This is a genomic window from Microcoleus sp. PH2017_05_CCC_O_A, from assembly GCF_020738785.1.
In the GTDB taxonomy this organism is placed as follows: Bacteria; Cyanobacteriota; Cyanobacteriia; order Cyanobacteriales; family Microcoleaceae; genus Microcoleus.
This window is the reverse complement of record NZ_JAEQCB010000112.1, coordinates 1-19578: the sequence shown is the minus strand read 5'-3', so window position 1 is coordinate 19578 and position 19578 is coordinate 1. Positions and strand designations below refer to the sequence as shown.

At 46.2% G+C, this 19578-nt stretch carries 14 protein-coding genes and 2 pseudogenes; 8 read left to right on the top strand and 8 right to left on the bottom strand.

Annotated features, from left to right (window positions below):
* Positions 1–60: 60 nt before the first annotated feature.
* The gene (locus JGK20_RS23310) at positions 61–213 is read right to left on the bottom strand and encodes an ATPase domain-containing protein (RefSeq protein ID WP_293180279.1); all 153 of its coding nucleotides are present in this window, start codon (positions 211–213) and stop codon (positions 61–63) included.
* Positions 214–308: 95 nt separating this feature from the next.
* Here JGK20_RS23310 and JGK20_RS23305 point away from each other — a divergent pair, with 95 nt between their 5' ends.
* The 5 genes and pseudogenes from JGK20_RS23305 (at position 309) to JGK20_RS23285 (ending at position 6025) form a co-directional block, all read left to right on the top strand.
* Positions 309–1697, top strand: a complete 1389-nt coding sequence (locus JGK20_RS23305; RefSeq protein ID WP_293232340.1) for an FAD-binding oxidoreductase — start codon at positions 309–311, stop codon at positions 1695–1697.
* 286 nt (positions 1698–1983) lie between these two features.
* Positions 1984–3347: pseudogene (locus tag JGK20_RS23300) on the top strand (heterodisulfide reductase-related iron-sulfur binding cluster).
* A 204-nt stretch (positions 3348–3551) separates the two neighbouring features.
* The gene (locus JGK20_RS23295) at positions 3552–4358 is read left to right on the top strand and encodes a transposase (RefSeq protein ID WP_366039370.1); all 807 of its coding nucleotides are present in this window, start codon (positions 3552–3554) and stop codon (positions 4356–4358) included.
* 98 nt (positions 4359–4456) lie between these two features.
* Positions 4457–5017 (top strand): transposase, encoded by a 561-nt coding sequence (locus JGK20_RS23290; protein WP_293193428.1) that lies wholly within the window; start codon positions 4457–4459, stop codon positions 5015–5017.
* Positions 5018–5305: 288 nt separating this feature from the next.
* Positions 5306–6025 (top strand): Uma2 family endonuclease, encoded by a 720-nt coding sequence (locus JGK20_RS23285; RefSeq protein WP_293193429.1) that lies wholly within the window; start codon positions 5306–5308, stop codon positions 6023–6025.
* Here the strand turns inward: JGK20_RS23285 and JGK20_RS23280 are convergent.
* The 3 genes from JGK20_RS23280 to JGK20_RS23270 all read right to left on the bottom strand — a co-directional run bounded on the left by JGK20_RS23280 (position 6003) and on the right by JGK20_RS23270 (position 9233).
* Positions 6003–6128, bottom strand: coding sequence for a hypothetical protein (locus JGK20_RS23280; protein WP_293214186.1), 126 nt, complete (start codon positions 6126–6128; stop codon positions 6003–6005). The genes JGK20_RS23285 and JGK20_RS23280 overlap by 23 nt on opposite strands.
* 15 nt (positions 6129–6143) lie before the next feature.
* Positions 6144–8396: a hypothetical protein gene (locus JGK20_RS23275; RefSeq protein ID WP_293193431.1), complete on the bottom strand. Its 2253-nt coding sequence runs from the start codon at positions 8394–8396 to the stop codon at positions 6144–6146.
* 567 nt (positions 8397–8963) lie between these two features.
* Positions 8964–9233, bottom strand: coding sequence for a hypothetical protein (locus tag JGK20_RS23270; RefSeq protein ID WP_293180252.1), 270 nt, complete (start codon positions 9231–9233; stop codon positions 8964–8966).
* 132 nt (positions 9234–9365) lie between these two features.
* Between JGK20_RS23270 and JGK20_RS23265 the strand changes: the two genes are divergently transcribed.
* A complete protein-coding gene (locus JGK20_RS23265) occupies positions 9366–9878 on the top strand; it encodes a phycobiliprotein lyase (RefSeq protein ID WP_293180249.1) in 513 nt (170 codons plus the stop codon).
* Positions 9879–10200: 322 nt separating this feature from the next.
* On the opposite strand, the gene JGK20_RS23260 is transcribed toward JGK20_RS23265, so the two are convergent.
* The 4 genes from JGK20_RS23260 to JGK20_RS23245 all read right to left on the bottom strand — a co-directional run bounded on the left by JGK20_RS23260 (position 10201) and on the right by JGK20_RS23245 (position 17090).
* Positions 10201–10872 (bottom strand): hypothetical protein, encoded by a 672-nt coding sequence (locus JGK20_RS23260; RefSeq protein WP_293180246.1) that lies wholly within the window; start codon positions 10870–10872, stop codon positions 10201–10203.
* A gap of 371 nt (positions 10873–11243) precedes the next feature.
* Positions 11244–13826 (bottom strand): DUF3769 domain-containing protein, encoded by a 2583-nt coding sequence (locus JGK20_RS23255; protein WP_293232338.1) that lies wholly within the window; start codon positions 13824–13826, stop codon positions 11244–11246.
* Between the two features lie 485 nt (positions 13827–14311).
* Complete coding sequence (locus tag JGK20_RS23250; protein ID WP_039887172.1) at positions 14312–14428, bottom strand: photosystem II reaction center protein I; 117 nt, start codon at positions 14426–14428, stop codon at positions 14312–14314.
* Between the two features lie 679 nt (positions 14429–15107).
* On the bottom strand, positions 15108–17090 hold the full coding sequence (locus JGK20_RS23245; protein WP_293193433.1) for a hypothetical protein: 1983 nt from the start codon (positions 17088–17090) through the stop codon (positions 15108–15110).
* A gap of 183 nt (positions 17091–17273) precedes the next feature.
* On the opposite strand from JGK20_RS23245, the gene JGK20_RS23240 reads away from it, so the two are divergent.
* Together JGK20_RS23240 and JGK20_RS23235 are read left to right on the top strand one after the other, a co-directional pair.
* Entirely contained in the window at positions 17274–18044 is a 771-nt protein-coding gene (locus JGK20_RS23240; RefSeq protein WP_293232336.1) for a hypothetical protein, read from the top strand.
* A 287-nt stretch (positions 18045–18331) separates the two neighbouring features.
* Positions 18332–19063, top strand: a pseudogene (locus JGK20_RS23235) (alpha-mannosidase); the annotation flags it as partial.
* Positions 19064–19578: the final 515 nt, after the last annotated feature.

The following is a 19578-nucleotide window of genomic DNA, read 5'->3' as shown; positions in this document are numbered from 1 at the left end:
TTTATTCCTGTAGTTTTAGGACTGTGGACTAAAATTACTAACGTAGATGTCTAACATTGACTACTTTTGGGTAGCTTTGTCCAGGTTTTTACGAGCGGTAGTCTTCCCAGTACCCGGGCTGCCGCGTACCAGATAAGAGCGCTGAGGAATCAGGCCGCCGTCAATTACTTCGTTGAGACCAGTAATTCCTACTGAAAGTCGGTTTTGAGACATTTGTTTGTTTATGTTTAGAATATCGGCTCGTATTCATATTTAATGGTTTGAGGGGCTGTTTTGATTGTTTGTTTACTGGGCGTCTGAGAACCTTCATGAAAAATATTTCGGCAGAAAATTACGTTAGCACACAAGAATTAGAGGGTATTGTCGGCACTGCTGGCATTTGTCTGCGGCAAGATATAGAGGCTTTTTGGCAAGAACGGGTAGAAAAAGCTGTTGCCCCAGGTACTTCAATAGCCTGTACCGTTTATCCCCATACTCAGGAAGAACTCGCCGCAGTGATTGCTTGTGCAGGGCGAAATCGCTGGGCACTCTTGCCGACAGGGAGTGGCAGCAAACTCGATTGGGGCGGTTTAGTCCAATTAGACTCCGATCCCCCCCAGCCCCCCTTAACAAGGGGGGAGCAAGATGTTGTCAAAGTCCCCCTTTTTAAGGGGGATTTAGGGGGATCTCCTGATGCAGGGGGGATCGTTGTGGTGAGTACAGCGCGCCTGAATCGCCTGGTAGAACACGCTGTGGGCGATTTAACGGTGACTGCGGAGGCGGGCATGAAGTTTGCCGATTTGCAGGAAATTTTAGGTAAAGCAGGTCAATTTTTGCCGATCGATCCAGCATATCCGCAACAGGCAACTTTGGGCGGGATTGTCGCTACTGCTGATACTGGTTCGCTGCGGCACCGCTACCGGGGCGTGCGCGATTTGTTGTTGGGAATTACGTTTGTGCGATCGGACGGTAAAATTGCTGTAGCCGGAGGTCGAGTTGTGAAAAATGTCGCCGGTTACGACTTAATGAAACTGTTGACCGGTTCCTACGGCACATTAGGCGTCATCAGTCAAGTAACATTCCGAGTTTATCCGCTGCCGGAATCATCGGGAACTGTCATACTGACAGGAGAAACTAATGCTTTAGCTGAAGCTGCTCAAATTTTATTATCTTCTGCTTTAACACCGACAGCCGTTGATTTGCTGTCACCACAGTTAGTAGAAAAACTGAGTTTGGGTAAAGGTTCGGGATTGGTAGTGAGGTTTCAAAGCATCGCCGAAAGCGTTAAACAACAATCCGCCCGGTTGTTGGAAGTTGGCGAAAAGTTGGGATTGCAAGGCACTAACTGCGGCGAAAATGATGAGGATAAATTATGGCAAAGATTGCCAGAAACAGTCTGGAATTCTGGGAATAATTCAGCAATTATTTGCAAAATAGGCATCAGACCCTCGGAAGCAGTCAAGGCAATTAACGAGTTGCCGGTACAGGATGCTTTGATTCATGCGGGCAGCGGTTTAGGAGTTTTGCGGTTTGAGACTGCGACAGCCGAAACGCTGTTGCAGGTACGCAGGGCGTGCGAAGCTAAAGGCGGTTTTATGACGGTAGGGTTAGATGTTTGGGGCTATACTGGAAGTGCGATCGATCTAATGCGTCGCATCAAGCAAGAGTTTGACCCGGAGAATATTTTAAATTGCGATCGTTTTATCAGCGGTATTTAGTTTAAAGTTTGCAGTAAGGAGTTCAGTTTTTATTGAATCCCGGTCTAAATCATTATACCTCGACCATATTTATTGTGGAACAGGCATCCTGCCTGTTCAATACTGGTTTTTATGGAGATGTCTATTTGTGAACCAGATTTGTTTTTTAACGAACCGCGAAGGCGCAAAGACCGCAAAGGAAGAGAAAAGAAGAGAAGAGAAGTTTTTGTTTGCTTGATGGAGTTAGGCTGGCAATTTGAAAGGACTAAAGTCCTGACTACGAACCAAAATAATTAGGTAATATATTATGCAAACTTCCGAAAATTCTACAATTCCCAGCGACGACTTAAAACCTGCTAAAGAAAGCAATTTCCTAGCACAAAACCCCCACTTGAAAACTCTCGAAATCCCGGGTTTCACTGCGGTTTTTGCTTGTCAACTTGTCCGAGTTATCGGGTACTCGGCAAAGAAATGGATTCGCCCAGAGGCCGCATTTATTTAATGGATGCAATCAACGAAGGCGACGCACCTTTAAACGAAGCAACATCCCAGCATTTCGATACTTGTTTGGGCTGTTTAGCCTGCGTCACAACTTGTCCGTCGGGAGTTCAATACGACAAATTAATTTCCGCAACTCGCCACCAAGTTACCCGAAATCAAAAACGCACTTTTTCTGACAATGTAATTCGCACTCTAATTTTTAATCTCTTTCCTTATCCTCACAGATTGCGGCCTTTGCTGGTACCGCTGTTTCTTTATCAAAAATTAGGACTGCCAAAACTAATTCGCCAAACAGGTTTGCTGAAAAAAGTATTTCCTCGCTTGGCGGCGATGGAATCAATTTTGCCGAAAGTTACTGTCGATTCTTTCCGGGATAATTTACCAGAAGTCATTCCCGCACAAGGGGAGAAACGCTATCGAGTTGGGGTGATTTTAGGCTGCGTGCAGAGGTTGTTGTTCTCGCCAGTTAATGAAGCTACGGTGCGAGTTTTGACGGCTAATGGCTGCGAGGTTGTGATTCCGAAAAGTCAAGGATGCTGTGCTGCTTTGCCGGAACATCAAGGACAAGCGGAACAGGCAAAATCCTTGGCGAGACAAATGATTGACAGCTTTGAAAATACGGGCGTTGATTGTGTAATTATCAATGCTGCTGGGTGCGGCCACACTTTGAAAGAATACGGTCACATTTTAGCAGATGACCCGGATTATCGGGAGAAAGCTGAGAATTTTGCTGCTAATGTGAAGGACATACAAGAATTTTTGGCAACTGCGGGAATTACGGCGAAACTCAATCCTTTGACTGAGGGAGATTTGACGATTGTTTATCAGGATGCGTGTCATTTGTTGCACGGACAAAAGATTAGTTTGCAGCCGCGCCAGTTGTTGCAACAAATCCCTGGGGTGAAGTTGAAAGAACCTGTGGATGCTGCTTTGTGTTGCGGGAGTGCGGGGGTTTACAATATGCTTCAGCCGGAAATTGCGGATGATTTGGGAGTACAAAAGGTGGAGAATTTGCTGAATACTGGGGCTGAGTTGATTGCTTCTTCTAATCCTGGTTGTTCTTTGCAAATTAAGAAGCATTTGGAGTTGCAGGGGAAGGCTGTTACTTTGATGCACCCGATCGAGCTTTTGGATTATTCTATTCGTGGGGTACAGTTGCAGCGGAAGTAGTTTGCTGGGGCGGGCGGTGTCCGCCCTGCTTTTCGCTGCGATTTTTTATCAGAGAAATGGGTCTAAAACCTCGTCCTTATAGGACGGCTTTGTAAGTAAAACTATAAACCTTAAACCCTCTTTCCTAAAGAAATGTAAAAAGTACAAACACGCAAGTATTTCACTATATACTAATAACAGCTCAAGAAAAACGAGGAGTTAAACTTGTTGACAAACTATGTATACAAGTTGCGTCCAAATCAAACACAAGACTTAAAAATGTCTAATTGGGTGGATATTTTGCGAAGCCATTTCAACAGGTGTCTTAATGACAGGATCACTCAGTATAGCCAACAGTTCATTCAAGGCAACTATTGCGACCTTAGGACAAAAAGTGAAGCCTGTCCGTTGACCAGTTGTGTCAGTAAAAACGGTGCCACTGGGGAACCTTGGAAAATAGGCAAAACAGATAAAAAGGGGAAAGTTAAAAACCCTCGGCGCAACCCAGGCCACATTCAAATCACAGCGTTGCCCGAACTGAAAGCAGCTAGACCCTGGTTTGCCGGGATAGATTCGACAGTTCTACAACAGAACGTCAAACGGTTAGACACTGCCTATAATAATTTTTTTGACGGACGCGGCTTTCCTAAATTCAAGAATCGCAGCAATTTCACTTCCTTCACATTTATGATGGGGGTAAAAATACAAGGTAGTAAAATTTACTTGCCAAAGTTAGGTTGGATGCGTTTCCACAACTCGCGCCCAATTCCTGGTGGCTTTACCATTAAAGCTTGTGCGGTAAGAAAGCGACAGAATGGCTGGTATGTATCCGTCCGCATTGAGGACAAGTCTGTCCCCGATTACACGACAAAACCTCTCAAAGATGTCGTCAAGGTAATTGGTTGCGATATGGGAATTACAAAATTAGTCCATCTATCAGATGGAGCTCAAATTGAAAATCCCAAGTTTTCAGCCACCAAAAAAGCTAAACGCACACTGAGAATTAGACAGAGACAAGTCAGTCGATTTTAGATTTTAGATTTTAGATTTTAGATTGACCCCACGGATAAATTCGGGGGAAGAGAGGATTTTAGATTTTCGATTTGGGATTGATTCCACGGATAAATCACGTGGCGGGTACCATCAAGAAATTATTGGTCAGTCGAAAAGCAAAAGGGAGTAATAACCGCAAAAAAGCAGCTAAAAAACTAGGGCTTTTCCACCAAAGAATTAGCAATAAGCGTCAAGCTTACCAATGGAAGGTTGCCAATAAAATAGTGTCACGTAACGTTGACGCGATTGCTCTAGAGGACTTGAATATTTCCGGCATGATGCGCCGATGTCGAGTAAAGGTTGACGAAAAAACAGGTAGATTTCTGAAAAATGGGCAATCAAGGAAGAGAGGTTTAAACCGTTCTATTTCTGATGCAGGCTGGGGCGAGTTAATACTGAAGATTGAGTATCTGGCTGCAAAGCAAGGAAAAATCGTAATCAAGGTTAATCCCAAATACTCCAGTCAAGAATGTCGGAATTGCGGTCACATCGACAAGTCTAATAGAGATGGCGAAAAGTTCATTTGCACTGAATGTGGCTACCACGAACACGCTGATATAGGTGCAGCAAAAACTATTCGCGATCGAGCTTTAAATTTGGTACGCGGGGACTCCGCGAAACCTGGCGTTCGCGCCTAAACGCCCAGAAGATATCCTCGCGCTCGATTGAGCAAACGTGAGGAGTCTGGGAACCCTGGAAACAGGGAAATTGAGGTAGAAATTCCTCAAGAATCCTCGCACCTTCAGGTCGAGGAGTGTCAAGAATAAGATTTTTTACCGCAGAGGGCGCAGAGGGCGCAGAGGAAGAGAGGGAAATAGGTTATTTTGAGAAAGCTCGTTGGCGAAGCCCTCGCAGAGGATCGCGCTTCTGACTCCTCGTAAACTGCTAAAATTAAATTCAACAGTATTTCACCCCGCACAACTGTTATGGTAAGTCAAATCCCAGTCCCCACTCAGGAAGAGATTATCTACCCCGAAAGCGACGGCAAACCAATGGCAAACAATACCGACCAGTTTCGCTGGATTCTAGTCATTGAGCAAAATCTAGAATGGATGTATGCTAATGACGAGAATGTATTTGTAGCGGGGGATTTATTTTGGTATCCGGTTCAGGGAAGACCAAATATTGTTAATGCCCCCGATGTGATGGTTGTCTTCGGCACACCGAAAAGGAGACGGAGTTCTTATCAGCAGTGGAACGAGTCAGGAATTGCACCACAAGTTGTGTTTGAGATTCTCTCTCCTAGCAATACGCAAGATGAAATGGAGACGAAATTACTATTTTACGATCGCCACCAAGTTGAAGAATATTACATTTACAATCCTACTAACAATCAACTCAGGGGTTGGTTGCGGGGAGAAGACGGCTTGGATGCGATCGCATCTATGGAAAACTACGCGAGTCCCAGGTTAGCCATCCGGTTCGATTTATCAGGCGATGAATTGCAAATTTATCGACCTGATGGAACTAGGTTTTTCTCCTACGTTGAGATTTGTCAACGCCTAGAACAAGCCGAACAGCGGACAGAACAAGCCGAACAGCGGGCAGAACTTGCAGAAACAGCTTTAGGAGAGGAACGGCGGCGATCGCAACTTTTGGCGGAACGGCTGCGAGAAATGGGAATTAACCCAGATGAATTAAGTTAGACAGACTGCGATCGATCGGCATTGACCCGGAACAATTGTAAACTGGATTGGGGAAAAGGTCGATCGCACTTTTCAAATTGAGCAAAAGTGCGATCGGAACCATGTCAACTCTCAACTGTCAACTGTCAACTCTCAACTGACTCTTCCCCTCTTCCAACTTCAAAAAATGCACTTGTCCCGAAGCTTCCGCCGCGACAATTGTCACCCCATCTGGTGCCATAGCGCAAGCTTTCAAAGCACTATCTCCCCTGAAAGTAGCAACTATTTTTCGACTCAACAAATCCCAAACTTTCAGAGTATTATCATCCGAAACTGAAATCACTCTATTTCCCACAGTCGCCAAAGCTGTAATCGCATCCGCATGACCCGTCAAAGTAAAAATTTCCTTTTGACTTGACAAATCCCAAACTTTAATCAGTTTCTTCCTTCCCCCAGAAATTCCCCATTTACCGTCTGTGGTAACTACCACAGCATTCACAAAACTCTCATGACCTTTAAGAGTAAAAAGTTGATTTTTAACGACTAAATTCCATAAATTTGCCAAAATATTATTTTCTTTTCCCAAACTCCAAACTTTCAGACTTGTGTCGCCGGAAGCCGAAATTATCCGCTTGCCATCGGGAGTAACTGCCACAGCTTTTATCCCGTCGGTGTGACCGATAAATGTAAAAACTTCCTCTCCTGTTTCCAAATTCCAAATTTTAATACTTTTGTCTCCCGAACCAGAAATCGCCAGCCTGCCGTCGGGGGTAACAGCAACCGAATTTACCCAATCTGTATGACCTGTCAGACTAAATATTTCTTCTCCAGTTTCCAGATTCCAAACTTTAACTGTTTTGTCACCTGAACCTGAAACTATTCTCTGGCTGTCCGGGGTAACAGCGATTGCTTTTACCCAATCTTTATGACCGGGAATAGCAAAAATTTCCTCTCCATTTGCCAGATTCCAGACTTTAATGCTGTTGTCTCCAGAACCGGAAATTGCTTTTTTACCGTCGGCTGTCACTGCTAAAGCATTTACCCAGTCATCGTGACCCGCAGATGATAAATTTTCTTTGCCTGTTTCTAAGTGCCAAACTTTGAGAGTTTTGTCAGAGGAACCAGAAACTATCCGCTTGCCGTCGGGGGTGACAGCAACAGCATTCACCGGGGCGATGTGATTGGTAAAAGTAAATAGTTCTTCTTTTGTTTCCAAATTCCAAACTTTCAGCGTTTTGTCGCCGGCCGCCGAAATTACCCGTTTTCCGTCGGGACTGACTGCCACAGCTTGGACGAAACTGCTGTGAATTCCTAAAGTGAAAAGTTTTTCTCTGGCACTCAAACTCCAAACTTTGATTGTGCCGTCGTAACTGCCGGAAATTATGTGTTCGCCGTCGGGAGTTACTGCTACAGCTTTTACCCAATCTGCGTGACCGGTAAGGGTAAAAAGTTCTTTTCCTGTTTCTAGGTTCCAGACTTTAATGCTGTTGTCGCCAGACCCGGAAATCAACCGCTTGCTGTCTGGAGTTACTGCTACGGACTGGACAAAACTGCTGTGACCTTTGAGGTTGAAAATCACTGCCCCTGTTGACAAATCCCAAACTTTTATGCTGCCGTCCCATGAACCAGAAATTACTCGCTTGCCGTCGGGAGTTACTGCTACGGCTTCTACTGCAAAAGTATCGCCTGCAAATGTTAATATTTCTGTTCCAGTAGCTAAATTCCAAATTTTAATAGTATTGTCCCAAGAACCTGAAATTACTTTTGTTCCGTCTGGGGTTACTGCTACAGCATTGACGTAGGTAAGATGACCTTTGAGGGTGGAAAGTTCTTCTCCTGTTTCTAAGTCCCAAACTTTGAGAGTGTGGTCGGAGGATGCAGAAATTGCTCGCTTGCCGTCGGGGGTAATTGCTACAGCTTGTACCCAATCTGTATGTCCGGTGAGAGTGCGTAGCAATCTGCCGCCAGGGGGGGTAAAACTGGGGGTTAGCGGCCGCAGCCAGGGTATTTTCTGTTGTTGTGCTTGGGCTAGCAGTGCTTGAATTTCGGGAATTTCAAAGCGCATCAACCGGGCAATTAGTTGGGTAGCTAGTTGGGTTTTATCTTTGGCTAAAATGTGGGCAGAAAGCCTGATTGCTTCTTGGATTAATTTGAGTTTGTCGGCTTTTTCATCGGAGGTGATAATATCGGGACTTGTTGCTAAATCGTAATCTTCTATTAGCGCTTGTGCTCCCGCTGCTGACAGCTTGGCTTCAATAAAATTGTAATCTGTTAGTAAGCTGTATAATTTCTCTGAGTCGGAAGTCGCTGCTAGCTGACTTGGTAGGATTCCCAAACAGTGCGTCTGTTCTGCGGGCTGCATTTTATCCAGCCCTTGTGTAAACTCGCTCATAAATTTGTGTATGTCTTTTTTTAATGTATGCGATCGCTAGCTGCACCTTGCCCAAAACCCGATCGAGAAAGTTTTCTTGCTTACTTTGCTCGTTTACTTAGCATGGCATATTTAAAGGCTATTTGCTACCGGGCTGCTGCCCTCGGTTTGGCGATCGTTCGATGAATCGCTGGTTTTTTTGTCTGAGTCTGGTTTGAGAATTTTCAATGCCTGCGATTGCCATCAACCGCCGCCAAGATCGTTCAACTCAAAGCCCAAAATCTAGCGATCGACAACTATCTGACATATATCGTTGTTTTTCTTAACATAACGGGTTTTGGGGAATGATTGTCGATCGCTCCACACTACCAATAGATTTTAGATTTTAGATTTTAGATTTTAGATTTTAGATTTTAGATTTTAGATTTTAGATTTTAGATACTTCGACTTCCTTCGGCTACTCTCAGGAAAAGTGGCTGTACAAGTTTGAGACGGACGGAGGCTTGGGCGCGTTTACGATTAAAAAATTGACTTGCAGCGCAGTGAATCGGGAAAGTTGAACATTGATCTAAAATTTGGGGCCAAGAGTTAAGTTGGCAGCCTGTACCCGTTTTGGGACGGAGTTAAGCTAAAATTTTTGAGCGATCGCCATCCTGTTTGATGTGCGAACAAGACTTGTTTAGCGAAATACGGTAGCGAATGCTCTAATTTTAGGTCGATCGGGCTGGATCTGCCCGACAGATGCCCGCCTGCTTGGGTTTCGTGCCTCAACCGCACCTGCAACCTGCTTGACTCAAACCTCCCGGAAAGCTTTGCAGGTGCGCCCCGTTCCTTTAAAATAGAAAACAGGACTTGCACTCTTAAACCGGGTTTCTCGCTAAAATCATTGGTTGGGCGGCTAGTTACTCAAGAAAAAACCGGTTTTCTGACTCGATAGCGCGCAAGTCGCGATCGCAAATCAAGAACTATTTAAGTTTAGAGACAAATTTCATGGATGTTATCGAGTTTTTCGAGTTAAGTGCAGGCAAATGGTTTTCCCAGCGCACCGTACACAATCTCAATTCTGGGGAATTGCAAGCAGGTAAATCTGACCTCAAAATAGAAATGCTGACAGCTAACGATGCAGCAGTCGTCAAACTTTGCCAACAGCACTCGACTAACCCGGACTCAACTGGACTCAGGGGCGTTCGGATTTCTTGGGACGGTGTTCCCGATCGCAACCAAGCTAAACAAGTTGGTTCTACAATATTGGCGATCGTCCCGAATCCCGACAATCCCAGCGAAGGCAAAGTATTGCAAGCCAAGGGAAACACCCGCTACGTGATGGGCGGCGACGATGTGCTGACATTGATTACAGAATCAGATACTGTCCATGCAGAAGAAAGGCTGTGGTATCTCATCCCCAATCTGCGCTTGCGGACTAGCGTTGTTAAGCAAGCTGACGGTACGGAACAAGCATCTTTTTGTTCGGAAATTCGGATGGGTGGAAGTCCGAAAAGTTGACAGTTGACCGTTGACCGTTGACAGTTGACAGTTGACAGTTGACAGTTGACAGTTGACAGTTGACAGTTGACAAAGGAAGTCCGAGGATTGGAGTAATGAATAGTCTGATTTTTATTTCTCCCTATAAGGGTTCCGGCTTTCAACCAATTCTTTCTGGTAATTGGTGAGTACCTCACTTGCAGGGAGAACCTCTATATCTAATTTCCCAAAATGAATACAAGCCCCGACTATCCTGAGTAATTATCCCAAAATTTTAGACTCCTTTTCAAGCTCCCAGATGAATCTGTGAAGTAAATCTAAACATAGAAAATCGACTGACACCTTATTTCTTTTTGATGCTTTCTCCTTTCTTTCTGCGGCCTTCTCGGGCAACGGCTTTTAACTTAGTGTGAAAATCAGTATGTTTGGCAACTGGGAATGATTTTGCGACAGGTTTGTCTGTTAATTGGCGATCGGGTTCGGCTCCATCGGCCAGAGCCGTAACATCCACATCTTCATATACTACAACTTCTGTATTTTCTTGAGTGCGATCGCCAGCAGTGGCGAGTTTTTCTGTTTCCGGGGCTTCTGTATTCGGGACTTCTGCATCTGACGCGCGATCGAGTTCTGCTTCTGACTGCTTGCTCGTATCTATTTCGGCGACACCGAATTCGGATTCCGGGTGGGATAAAAGTATCTCTTCCTGCGACGGTTGAGCATAACTTTCAAAGGTTAAATCTTGAGGAAAATTGTTGCAAACTAAGCGTTCAAACTCGCGATTAAAATGATAGAGTGGTTGGCCTATCCGGTGCCACATACTCAATAGCTGTCCGACAGAAACAGCTTTGTAGCGCCCTTGATAAAGCGCTTCAACCACTGCTAAACGCAACCAATAGCCGGGATACTTGGTCAACCATTCACCAGCCAATTTCTCTGCTTTTTTGCCACCTAGGTCAAAACCGTAGTGAACCAGCAGAGCCGCTGCTTGTGCAGATATTGTACGTCCATCTGTCATGGGAATTGGTAATTTGTCAGTTGTCAGTTGTTAGTTGTCAGTTGTCAGTTGTCAGTTGTCAGTTGTTAGTTGTCAGTTGTTAGTTGTCAGTTGTTAGTTGTTAGTTGTCAGTTGTCAGTTGTTAGTTGTCAGTTGTCAGTTGTCAGTTGTCAGTTGTTAGTTGTTAGGAGTGGTGTCGCCTACGAGGCAACGCGAACGTTAGTTTTTCTTTCTTGGGAAGGGAGAATTGGAGAATTGAGAATTGGAGAATTGAGAATTGTTGATTTTTTTGGCTTCATTATTACCAATTACCAATTACCAATTACCAATTACCAATTACCAATAACCAATAACCCAATTACCCATTACTAATTACCAATTACCCAATTGAATTAATCGGATAAACGCACGCCTCCTTCTACTGTTCGCACGTCCCCGGAAAATGGTTGGGGTGTGCCGTTCCAGTTGAAGTCACTAATTCTAAACGTCAGGCTGCCGACTTGACGCTCAGGATTAAAACGCAAAATAATTGCGTAGCTGCGACGGCTGTATTCTAAAGTGTAGTTCGTACTGATTGTTTCCCTGCTGTCTAGATTAATAGCACTTTGAAATCCGACTCGAAAGCCTCCGTAAACTTGCTGCACGAGTCCAAAAGACAGGACTTTCAAATCTACTAGCCGATCGAACAAATAAGGCGATACCCCGTCCCGCGCTACCTGAGTGTAAGTCACGTTAAATCCAGTGTAGTCGAGGAAAGGGCGGGAGAAATGGCCGAACTGCCCTTGAATGCCGATGCTGCTGGCGATCGAATTTTGTCGATCGCCACTACTATAATAAGAGCCAACTCCTCGGACTCCCAAAGCCAGTTGCAAGAAGGGAACCACCGGCGTCCGGGTGTACCTCAAACCCTGGGTGGGAGTGCGGGGGAGCGGTTTACCTTGCCACAGGTTGAAGCCGCGGCTGAGGGCGACGCTGACTTGGCCTCGGCCCAAATCGATGCGGTTGTTTTCGCGCACTGGTTCGAGCAAATCTGCTCGATCGGTGTCAGCATTGATAAATTGATATCCAGCTTGGTAGCTGAAATTGATGCCTGTATTGCCGATTTGCATCTGTGGGGAAGTGAGGACGGCCCCGAGACTGCTGTTGACGGTTTGAAAGCCTAGAGAACCGTTAAACAGTCGATCGCGATAACTATATTCTGCTGCTAAATTGTGATTGCCGATCGACTGTCGCAAGCGCACATTACCCCGAAAAGCATTTTCAGCTAAATTCGGGAAATTATCAAAATTCAGAAATAACGCCGATCCTTCAAGGCTGGTGCGCGGGCCCAAAGTCGCGCCCAGCTTTGCTCTCAGCCCGTAGCTGTCGGGGGAAAAGGGATTTCCACCGTTCTTTTCCACGATTCGCTGGAGGTAAATTTGGGGTGTCAGAGTCAGGCGCACGGGCCCGTTTTGCAATATTTCAAAACCGCACTCGGCAAACAAACCGCCTCTGTCGCCCCCGTCGTAGCCGAAAGTCAAACAGGGGCCGTTTTTCTGTTGGCTGTCAAAAACTTGCCTGCGGGGATACACGGGTATTTTGACGCGGTTGTCAAATACCAAGCGGGGGGAATTTGTGACTAATTCCTCAGCCGTGGGGGAAATCCTGGTAATTGTTGCTCTTCGGGCTCTGTATTCGAGTTCCGGCGGGGAAAACGGGTCGTTAGTAATCCGAATGTTGGTTGCTACTCTGACGCCATTTGGCAGTAATTCGAGGCGATCTGCTTCAAAGCGGACGCGGTTGACGGCGCCGGTAATTTGGGGGGCGGTTAAGCGTCCGCCAGCGCCACCAGCGCCACCAGCGCCACCAGCGCCACCACCGCCGATGGTAATAGTAGCAGCGCCGGGGGATTTGACTCCGCGAAGGGGCTGTTGGCTGGTCAGCCGATCGCTCAGCGGCTGTTCTAGAATGGTTCCAGCACTAATATCTGTCGGTAGTGTGGGGGTTAACTCGCTACCCGCTGCGGGGAGGAATATTTCGCCGCTGGCTTGTTCGACTGCGCCGGAGTTGAGTCCGAGATTGAATTCCATCTGCCGGCCGCGGACTACTTGTTGGCCGCGAGTATAGGCGACGTTACCGGATGCTATCACTTGGCGGGTGACTAGGTTGACGATCGCGCGATCGGCATCAATCACTGTTTGTCGGAACCGCACCACAACCCTACCAACCGCCGTGACAATTTGCTGTTTGTCGTCAAATTCTTGACTATCGGCCTTAATTTCGATCGTATCAGCCGGACTCACCGGAAATGGCACCGTTCGCTGAGAAGGCGCGGTACGGACTCCGGGCGCGGCAGGTTTGGGCTGCGGTTTCGGCGCTGGGGGAGTGGCTGGCTTGGGCCCTGGGGGCGTCGTTGGCGTCGTTGGCGTCGTTGGAATCTCGAACTCTTGCTGTTTTGCAGGAGGCGTTTCTGGCGGTTCGGGAACAACAATCTCCGCAGGTTCGGGGGAGTTATCTTTTAACTGCTCGCCTTTAGCCTGATACCCGTTTTCTGGCTGTCGGACAGCATTATTGTCCTTTTTGCTCTGATCCCCTGCTGTTCGTTGACGGTTCCGAGCGGCAATGGCATTTTCTACTGAACCCAATTGGTAAGAAGTAAACGAGGTATCTTGCTGGGCTTCCGCAGTTTCGGATTTTTCTGCTGGAACAACCGGAAGCTGAAATCCCGCCGCTGCGCCGCCACTTTCCACGGAGGTTAGGGGAGTGGCGATTTCAGGAGACTGACTGGTGGCTTCGGTGGTACCGAGGAGTGCGGCTGAGGGTTCTGGTTGCGGGGATGTTGGTTCGGGCTGAACGATTTCTGGGCTGGCTTCCGGTATTTGTGCGGAGTTGCTGCGGGTGTCTCCATCATTTGTCGCCACAGTGAGGGCGACTTTTTTGGGCTTCGCGATGTAGATGATGGCAGAGGGTTCGGGCGGCGGTACCGGATAGGGCATAGTTACAACAGGTGAATCATCCGATTTTAGATTTTAGATTTTAGATTTTAGATTTTAGATTTTAGATTTTAGATTTTAGAGGTTTATTTATAGCGGAGAGTCGATCGTCCAAATTTTGGCATTTAACAGGCAGCGTTTCAAGGTTAACCGGAAATCTTCGGTTGTGCCGAGTCGCTAACGGACTCATCCTCAGAAACTTGGTTGATTACCAGAAAGAATTGGTTTAAAGGCGGAACCCTTCCTTGTAGGGAGGAATTAAAATCAGACTATTCATTGCTCCAATCCTCGGACTTCTAGGTCAACTGTCAACTGTCAACTGTCAACTGTCAACTGTCAACTGTCAACTGTCAACTGGTTTCTTTCGGCATAAGATAACCTCGCTAGTGGTGCGAGGTCAAGTTTTGTTGGACTAATTTTTGGGGATTTGCTGGCTGGTGCGGGGGCTGCGGTGACGTGCCCCCGAGTCAGCGAGGGAGGTAGCTGGTTTATTCCATGTCTCTGCGGTTGGGGTTCCGAGCTGGGTCATTGGACAAAAACCCAAATATGAACAGGGAAACAAAAAATAGAACAACTACATTAACTACGATTTTGAGGGTTAGCACGCTAGGGAGTCTCCAAAGATGAAATAATACTGAGCTGATTTGCTGCTGTTGCGGCAACTTTTTTATCTTGACATATTCACTGCCCTAAAAGTGCGGTGATTCTTGACGCTTCCCAGGGTGATGCTACCTGAGTAGTCTTACTCTCCCTCCACATCCATTTAGAGTCGTGGCAATGCCCTATCCCGACTTGTTGGAGACTATAGCAGAAAGCAGTCCTCAAAGGACGGGGTTTTAGCCCTCCGCTTAGCTCCGCCAAATTTTTCCAATAAGCTAAAGATTATTGACACTCCCCACGGCTTCAGCCGGGGGATTCTCCAAGCCGAACTTGGAAGGGATAGGCAAATATCCCCCTAGACCCTTTAAATCAACTACCAATACCAGAGGTGTTGCAGTTGGGCTTACTTTTAGTTTTTCTTTTGCTTTCAGAGTCCATCACAAGCCAGATAGGTACGCTCTTCAACCTGCCATTATTTGCCCTTTCTAAGTATTCCGGTTCTAGCCGGATATCTGAGTTGCCGGGATTTCTCCGCACTAGGATGATTCAACGCGCAGACGGTTATTCCTACTCACTCAATTACATTACCATGCTTAGTCCCCAAATACAATATTTACTGGCGGTTAAAACCGCAGACCGACTAATCCCCACGTAAGACAGCCGGGGACACGGGAGGCTCGTTTTCTAGTCAATTTTATCTTTGCTTTTGAGGATTGTTGGCAAGTTGGTTTTTGCCCAATTCCAGATTTGCTCGATGATTTTTTCGACGCGCACCATGACTAAATCGAGCCATTCGAGCACTTGTTCTAGTGGGTGTTTAATGTAACCCATCGATTCTGCTTTTGTTTCTAAGTATTCGTCTGCTGGCGGGAGACCTGCACTCTGATTTTGGTGTGCTGCGATGCTGGGGGCGGGGGTATATCTGCTGGTGGGGGGGGCGATTGCTGCTGGGGATTTGCTGTTTTGTGCGGTGTTCGGGTTTGTGTTTTTTGGCACTTGGGTCTCCGGCGCGCGCTCTGGGGTTGATTCTGCTGCGAGTCCAGATTTATTTTCTGGAGTGACTGCTAAATTTGAGCCTGTTTGGGGTTGACTTTGTGGGACTTTTGTAAGCAAGCTCTGTTTGAGCTGGGCGAGCATCCTGTGAATTGCTTCGGGGTAAGGCGATATTGAAACTGCGGTCGATCGACTTTCTGACAATTCTACTGTTTTTGCAATTTCCTGCTTGACTTCTGGGCTATTTTGTGATATGAGGTTTTGAACATTTGCCTCGGGTTCGGCACTTCCTACTATTAAGTGCTGCGGTGCTGGTTCTCCGAATAAGTCTTGCCAATTCAACCAAGGTCGATCGACCTCTGGGCTATTTTCCGTTCGATCTTGTTCCTGGCGTTGTTTTAAATAATACTGAATTGCGACTGATTTATCAGTATTATCACTAGCTGCCGTTTCTTTTCCCAGCAGTTGGTCTACGGACGACCAAATCATTTTTTCGATGTTTTTCGCGTATTTTTCGAGGATTTCGCGGGCTGACAGACCTGAATTGTTTTCCGTGGCGGAAGTGTCAAATTTTACTTCTGGATTGTCAGCGGTGGTTTGGGCTGCTGGGGGGAGGGTAAATTCTTCGAGGTTGACGGCAGCGCGATCGAGTAATGTGACAAAGGAGATCGGATTGCCGGTGCGATCGAACTTGCTGTTAAAATTAGGTTCTAATTTTGGGATATTGCGGTCGATCGAATTTGATCGAGCAATCGTCGGCTGTGCGGTGTTGGCCGGAGCGATCGGCGTGGTGGATTTTTGGACTAAGATGAGATTGCGGTCGATCGCGCCTTTGACTGCGAGGATTGATTCTCCAAACTGATTTCTTTTCACAGCAACCGGACTCGACTGGAGCCAGACCATCAATTCCCAAAAACGACGCACCGGCGCCAACCGAGATTTTTTCGCAGCAGACTCTAAACCGAGATTAAATTTTAATTCTTTTTGAGCAATTTCCCGCCGTTCCGGCCCCTCGTTGGCGACTTCCCAAGTTATGCGACTTTCGAGCAGTTCTTGCTGTTCGGGCGTCAAAATATCTAATATGCGATTGTCATCTCCGACTAAGACTAAAGTGCGGGCTGGGATGAAAGTCGCGATTCCCTGAACTTTTTGGGATTGGCTGTCTAATTGAGTTTTGGCCTGGGGAGGTTCTAAGACGGAAGTTGTTTGATGCTTGGCAGCTTGTTTGATAAAATTGATGGCTGGATGCAAATCGCGATCGGCTTTCTCCGTTGCTGGGTTTGTCTGGATTAACAGCGGAAAACTGACTAAAGTTGTGGCGGTTTGCGACGAGTTTAGCAAATTTTCAGCGAGTTGCAAGATTTGGTCGATCGAACTTTCATCGGAAATTTCTCCCGGATACCAATTTCCCGAAAAATCTGGATTTTCGTCATCGGTATATTCTTGAAGTTCGGGTAAATCTACTTTTTGGCTGGATTCCCGCAACTGTCGGCTCAACATTCGGGAACTTTGGACGAGCAGGTAAGCTGGATAAAGTAGAATTTGGGTAGCGCTGAGAGTGGTTTGTTTAATTTGTCGCCAAGTGCGATCGCAATTATCGGCAACTTGGCGGGACTGTTTGGATATAAAATTTAATAGTCGGCTTTGGTATGGGCCGTAGTAACCGTCGGACATAGGTTTAATTATTGAATTCAGGTTTTAGATTCGCGCCGGAATGTCTGAATTTTGCAGTACAATCAAAACTGGATATTAATCGCAGTTTCAAACCCTCTGAAACCTTTATTTCTTCGCGTCCTTTGCGTCTTCGCGGTTCGATACTGAGCCCAGATTCCTACGCAAGTCCTATTTTAACTAAATATGAGCGCCGTTGTGCCACCTGCTAGCAATAATATTTCTGAAGTTGTAGAGAAGTTGCGCCGCCTCAGTCAAGTGGACGTTCAGTCTGGTTGGAGGTACTGCGATGCTGACTCGGCTACTGTCGGTTCGGTAGGTATTTCTAACAAGCAGGTTGCGGAACTTAACGAAAAAGGACATATTGCTTGGCCGTCTGGGAAGCAAGTTGTTTATTTAGGACAGCAATTTGTCATTCCTGACAATTTGCACGGCTATCCTGTGGTGGGTTTGCGTTTGCTGTTGAGTTTGACTTGGTGGGCAGAAGATGCGACTATTTTTGTCAACGGTGAGTTAGTTGGACAAGGTGATTTATTCGATTGTGCCGATCGAGTTTTGTTGAGTGTGGCGGTGAATCCGGGAGATGAATTTTTAGTTATTTTACGGTTGGTAAGTCCTGGACACGATAACGGTGCTTTAGTGCGATCGATTTGTTTGTACGAAGCTGCGGACTCTACTTGTTTCGATCCGGGTTTTGTGGCGGACGAATTAGAGATTTTGCAAAATGCGATCGCTCGAAATTTAGGAAACAAACATTCCCAAGATTTATCCATTAAAATTTTAGCAAGTCGCCCAATGTACGTCAAGGGAGAAAGGCTGCAATCTGAGATTGATTTGGCGGTTGGTTTGATTGATTGGTCTGCTTTGCCGAATCGCGCCAAGTTCGATCGATCTTTGTCTGTGTTGCGACACAATTTACTGGGATATCTGCGGGCTACTCCACATCTATATATATAGGTGAAACTGCCGATATTCCTTCTTTTTCTGGAGAGTTAGATGATTTAACCGCAGAGGGCGCAGAGGGCGCAGAGGGAGGATGTAGGCAGATACTTTCTCAGGTTTCAGAAAATCAGAACTCCACATCTATATATATAGGTGAAACTGGCGATATAGCTTTTCTCAATCAAGTCATACACTCGCCAGCCAATCATCAATTACCAATTACAAATTCCCAATTACAAATTACAAATTCCCAATCCAGATCTGACTCACTTGAAACTTGCCATACATCTATATATATAGGTAAAATCTATTTGGTTGGTCACGCTCATTTAGACTTAGCTTGGCTGTGGCCTGTCCCGGAAACTTGGGAAGCGGCGGAACGAACTTTTGAGTCGGTATTGAAATTGCAATCTGAGTTTCCCGATTTGATTTTCTGTCATTCAACTCCAGCGCTTTATGCTTGGATGGAAGAGCACCGCCCTGACTTATTTACTGCAATTCAAAAACAGGTGGCCGTCGGACGTTGGGAAGTTGTCGGTGGGATGTGGGTTGAACCGGATTTAAACTTGATTTCGGCTGAGTCAATGGTGCGGCAAGTGTTTTACGGACAGCGTTATGCCAAAGAAAAGTTTGGGGAGTTGATGCGGGTGGCTTGGCTACCGGATACTTTTGGCTTTGGATGGCAATTACCTCAGATTTTGCGGCAAGGTGGAGTTGACTATTTTGTGACGCAGAAGTTGCGCTGGAATGATTCGACGGAATTTCCCCACGGTGCTTTTTGGTGGGAAGGGTTGGATGGTACTAAAATATTTAGCATGATGTCTGGCGCGATCGGCGAAAGTGTAGAATCTGTAAAAATGGCAAGTCATGCTTTTGACTGGCAAGTTAAAACTGGTTTGCAAGATGCTCTTTGGTTGCCGGGAGTTGGCGACCACGGCGGCGGCCCGACTCGCGATATGCTAGAGGTGGCGAAACGCTGGAAGTTGTCGCCTTTTTTCCCAAGGTTGGAGTTTGCGAAGGCTGTTGATTATTTGTCTTTGATTGAGAGTCAGTTTTTGCCGGAAGTTGCAGAGGTTGATTCTCAATCTGATGTTTCGCAGTCGCCAAGTCGGGAAAATTTACCAATTGCTGAAGTCGTCGAAACTTTGTCGGATGTCGCATCGGGAAACTTGCTAGAAAATTCTACAATTTCATCCGAAAGTAGAACTTCAACTCAGGAAACTCCCGCAAGTTTACCAATTGCTGAAGTCGTCGAAACTTTGTCGGATGTCGCATCGGGAAACTTGCTCGAAAATTCGACAACTTCATCCGAAAGTCGAACTTCAACTCGGGAAACTCCCACAAGTTTGCCAATTGCTGAATTCGTCGAAACTTTGTCGGATGTCGCACCTCCAAATTTACTCGAAAATTCCGCAACTTTACCCGGAAGTCGAACTTCAAGTCAGGAAACTTCCGCAAGTTTGCAAGCTGAGACGGTTGTGAAAACTTTATCGGATGTCGCACCTCCAAAATTAGTCGAAAATTCCGCAAATTTACCCGAAAGCCTTAA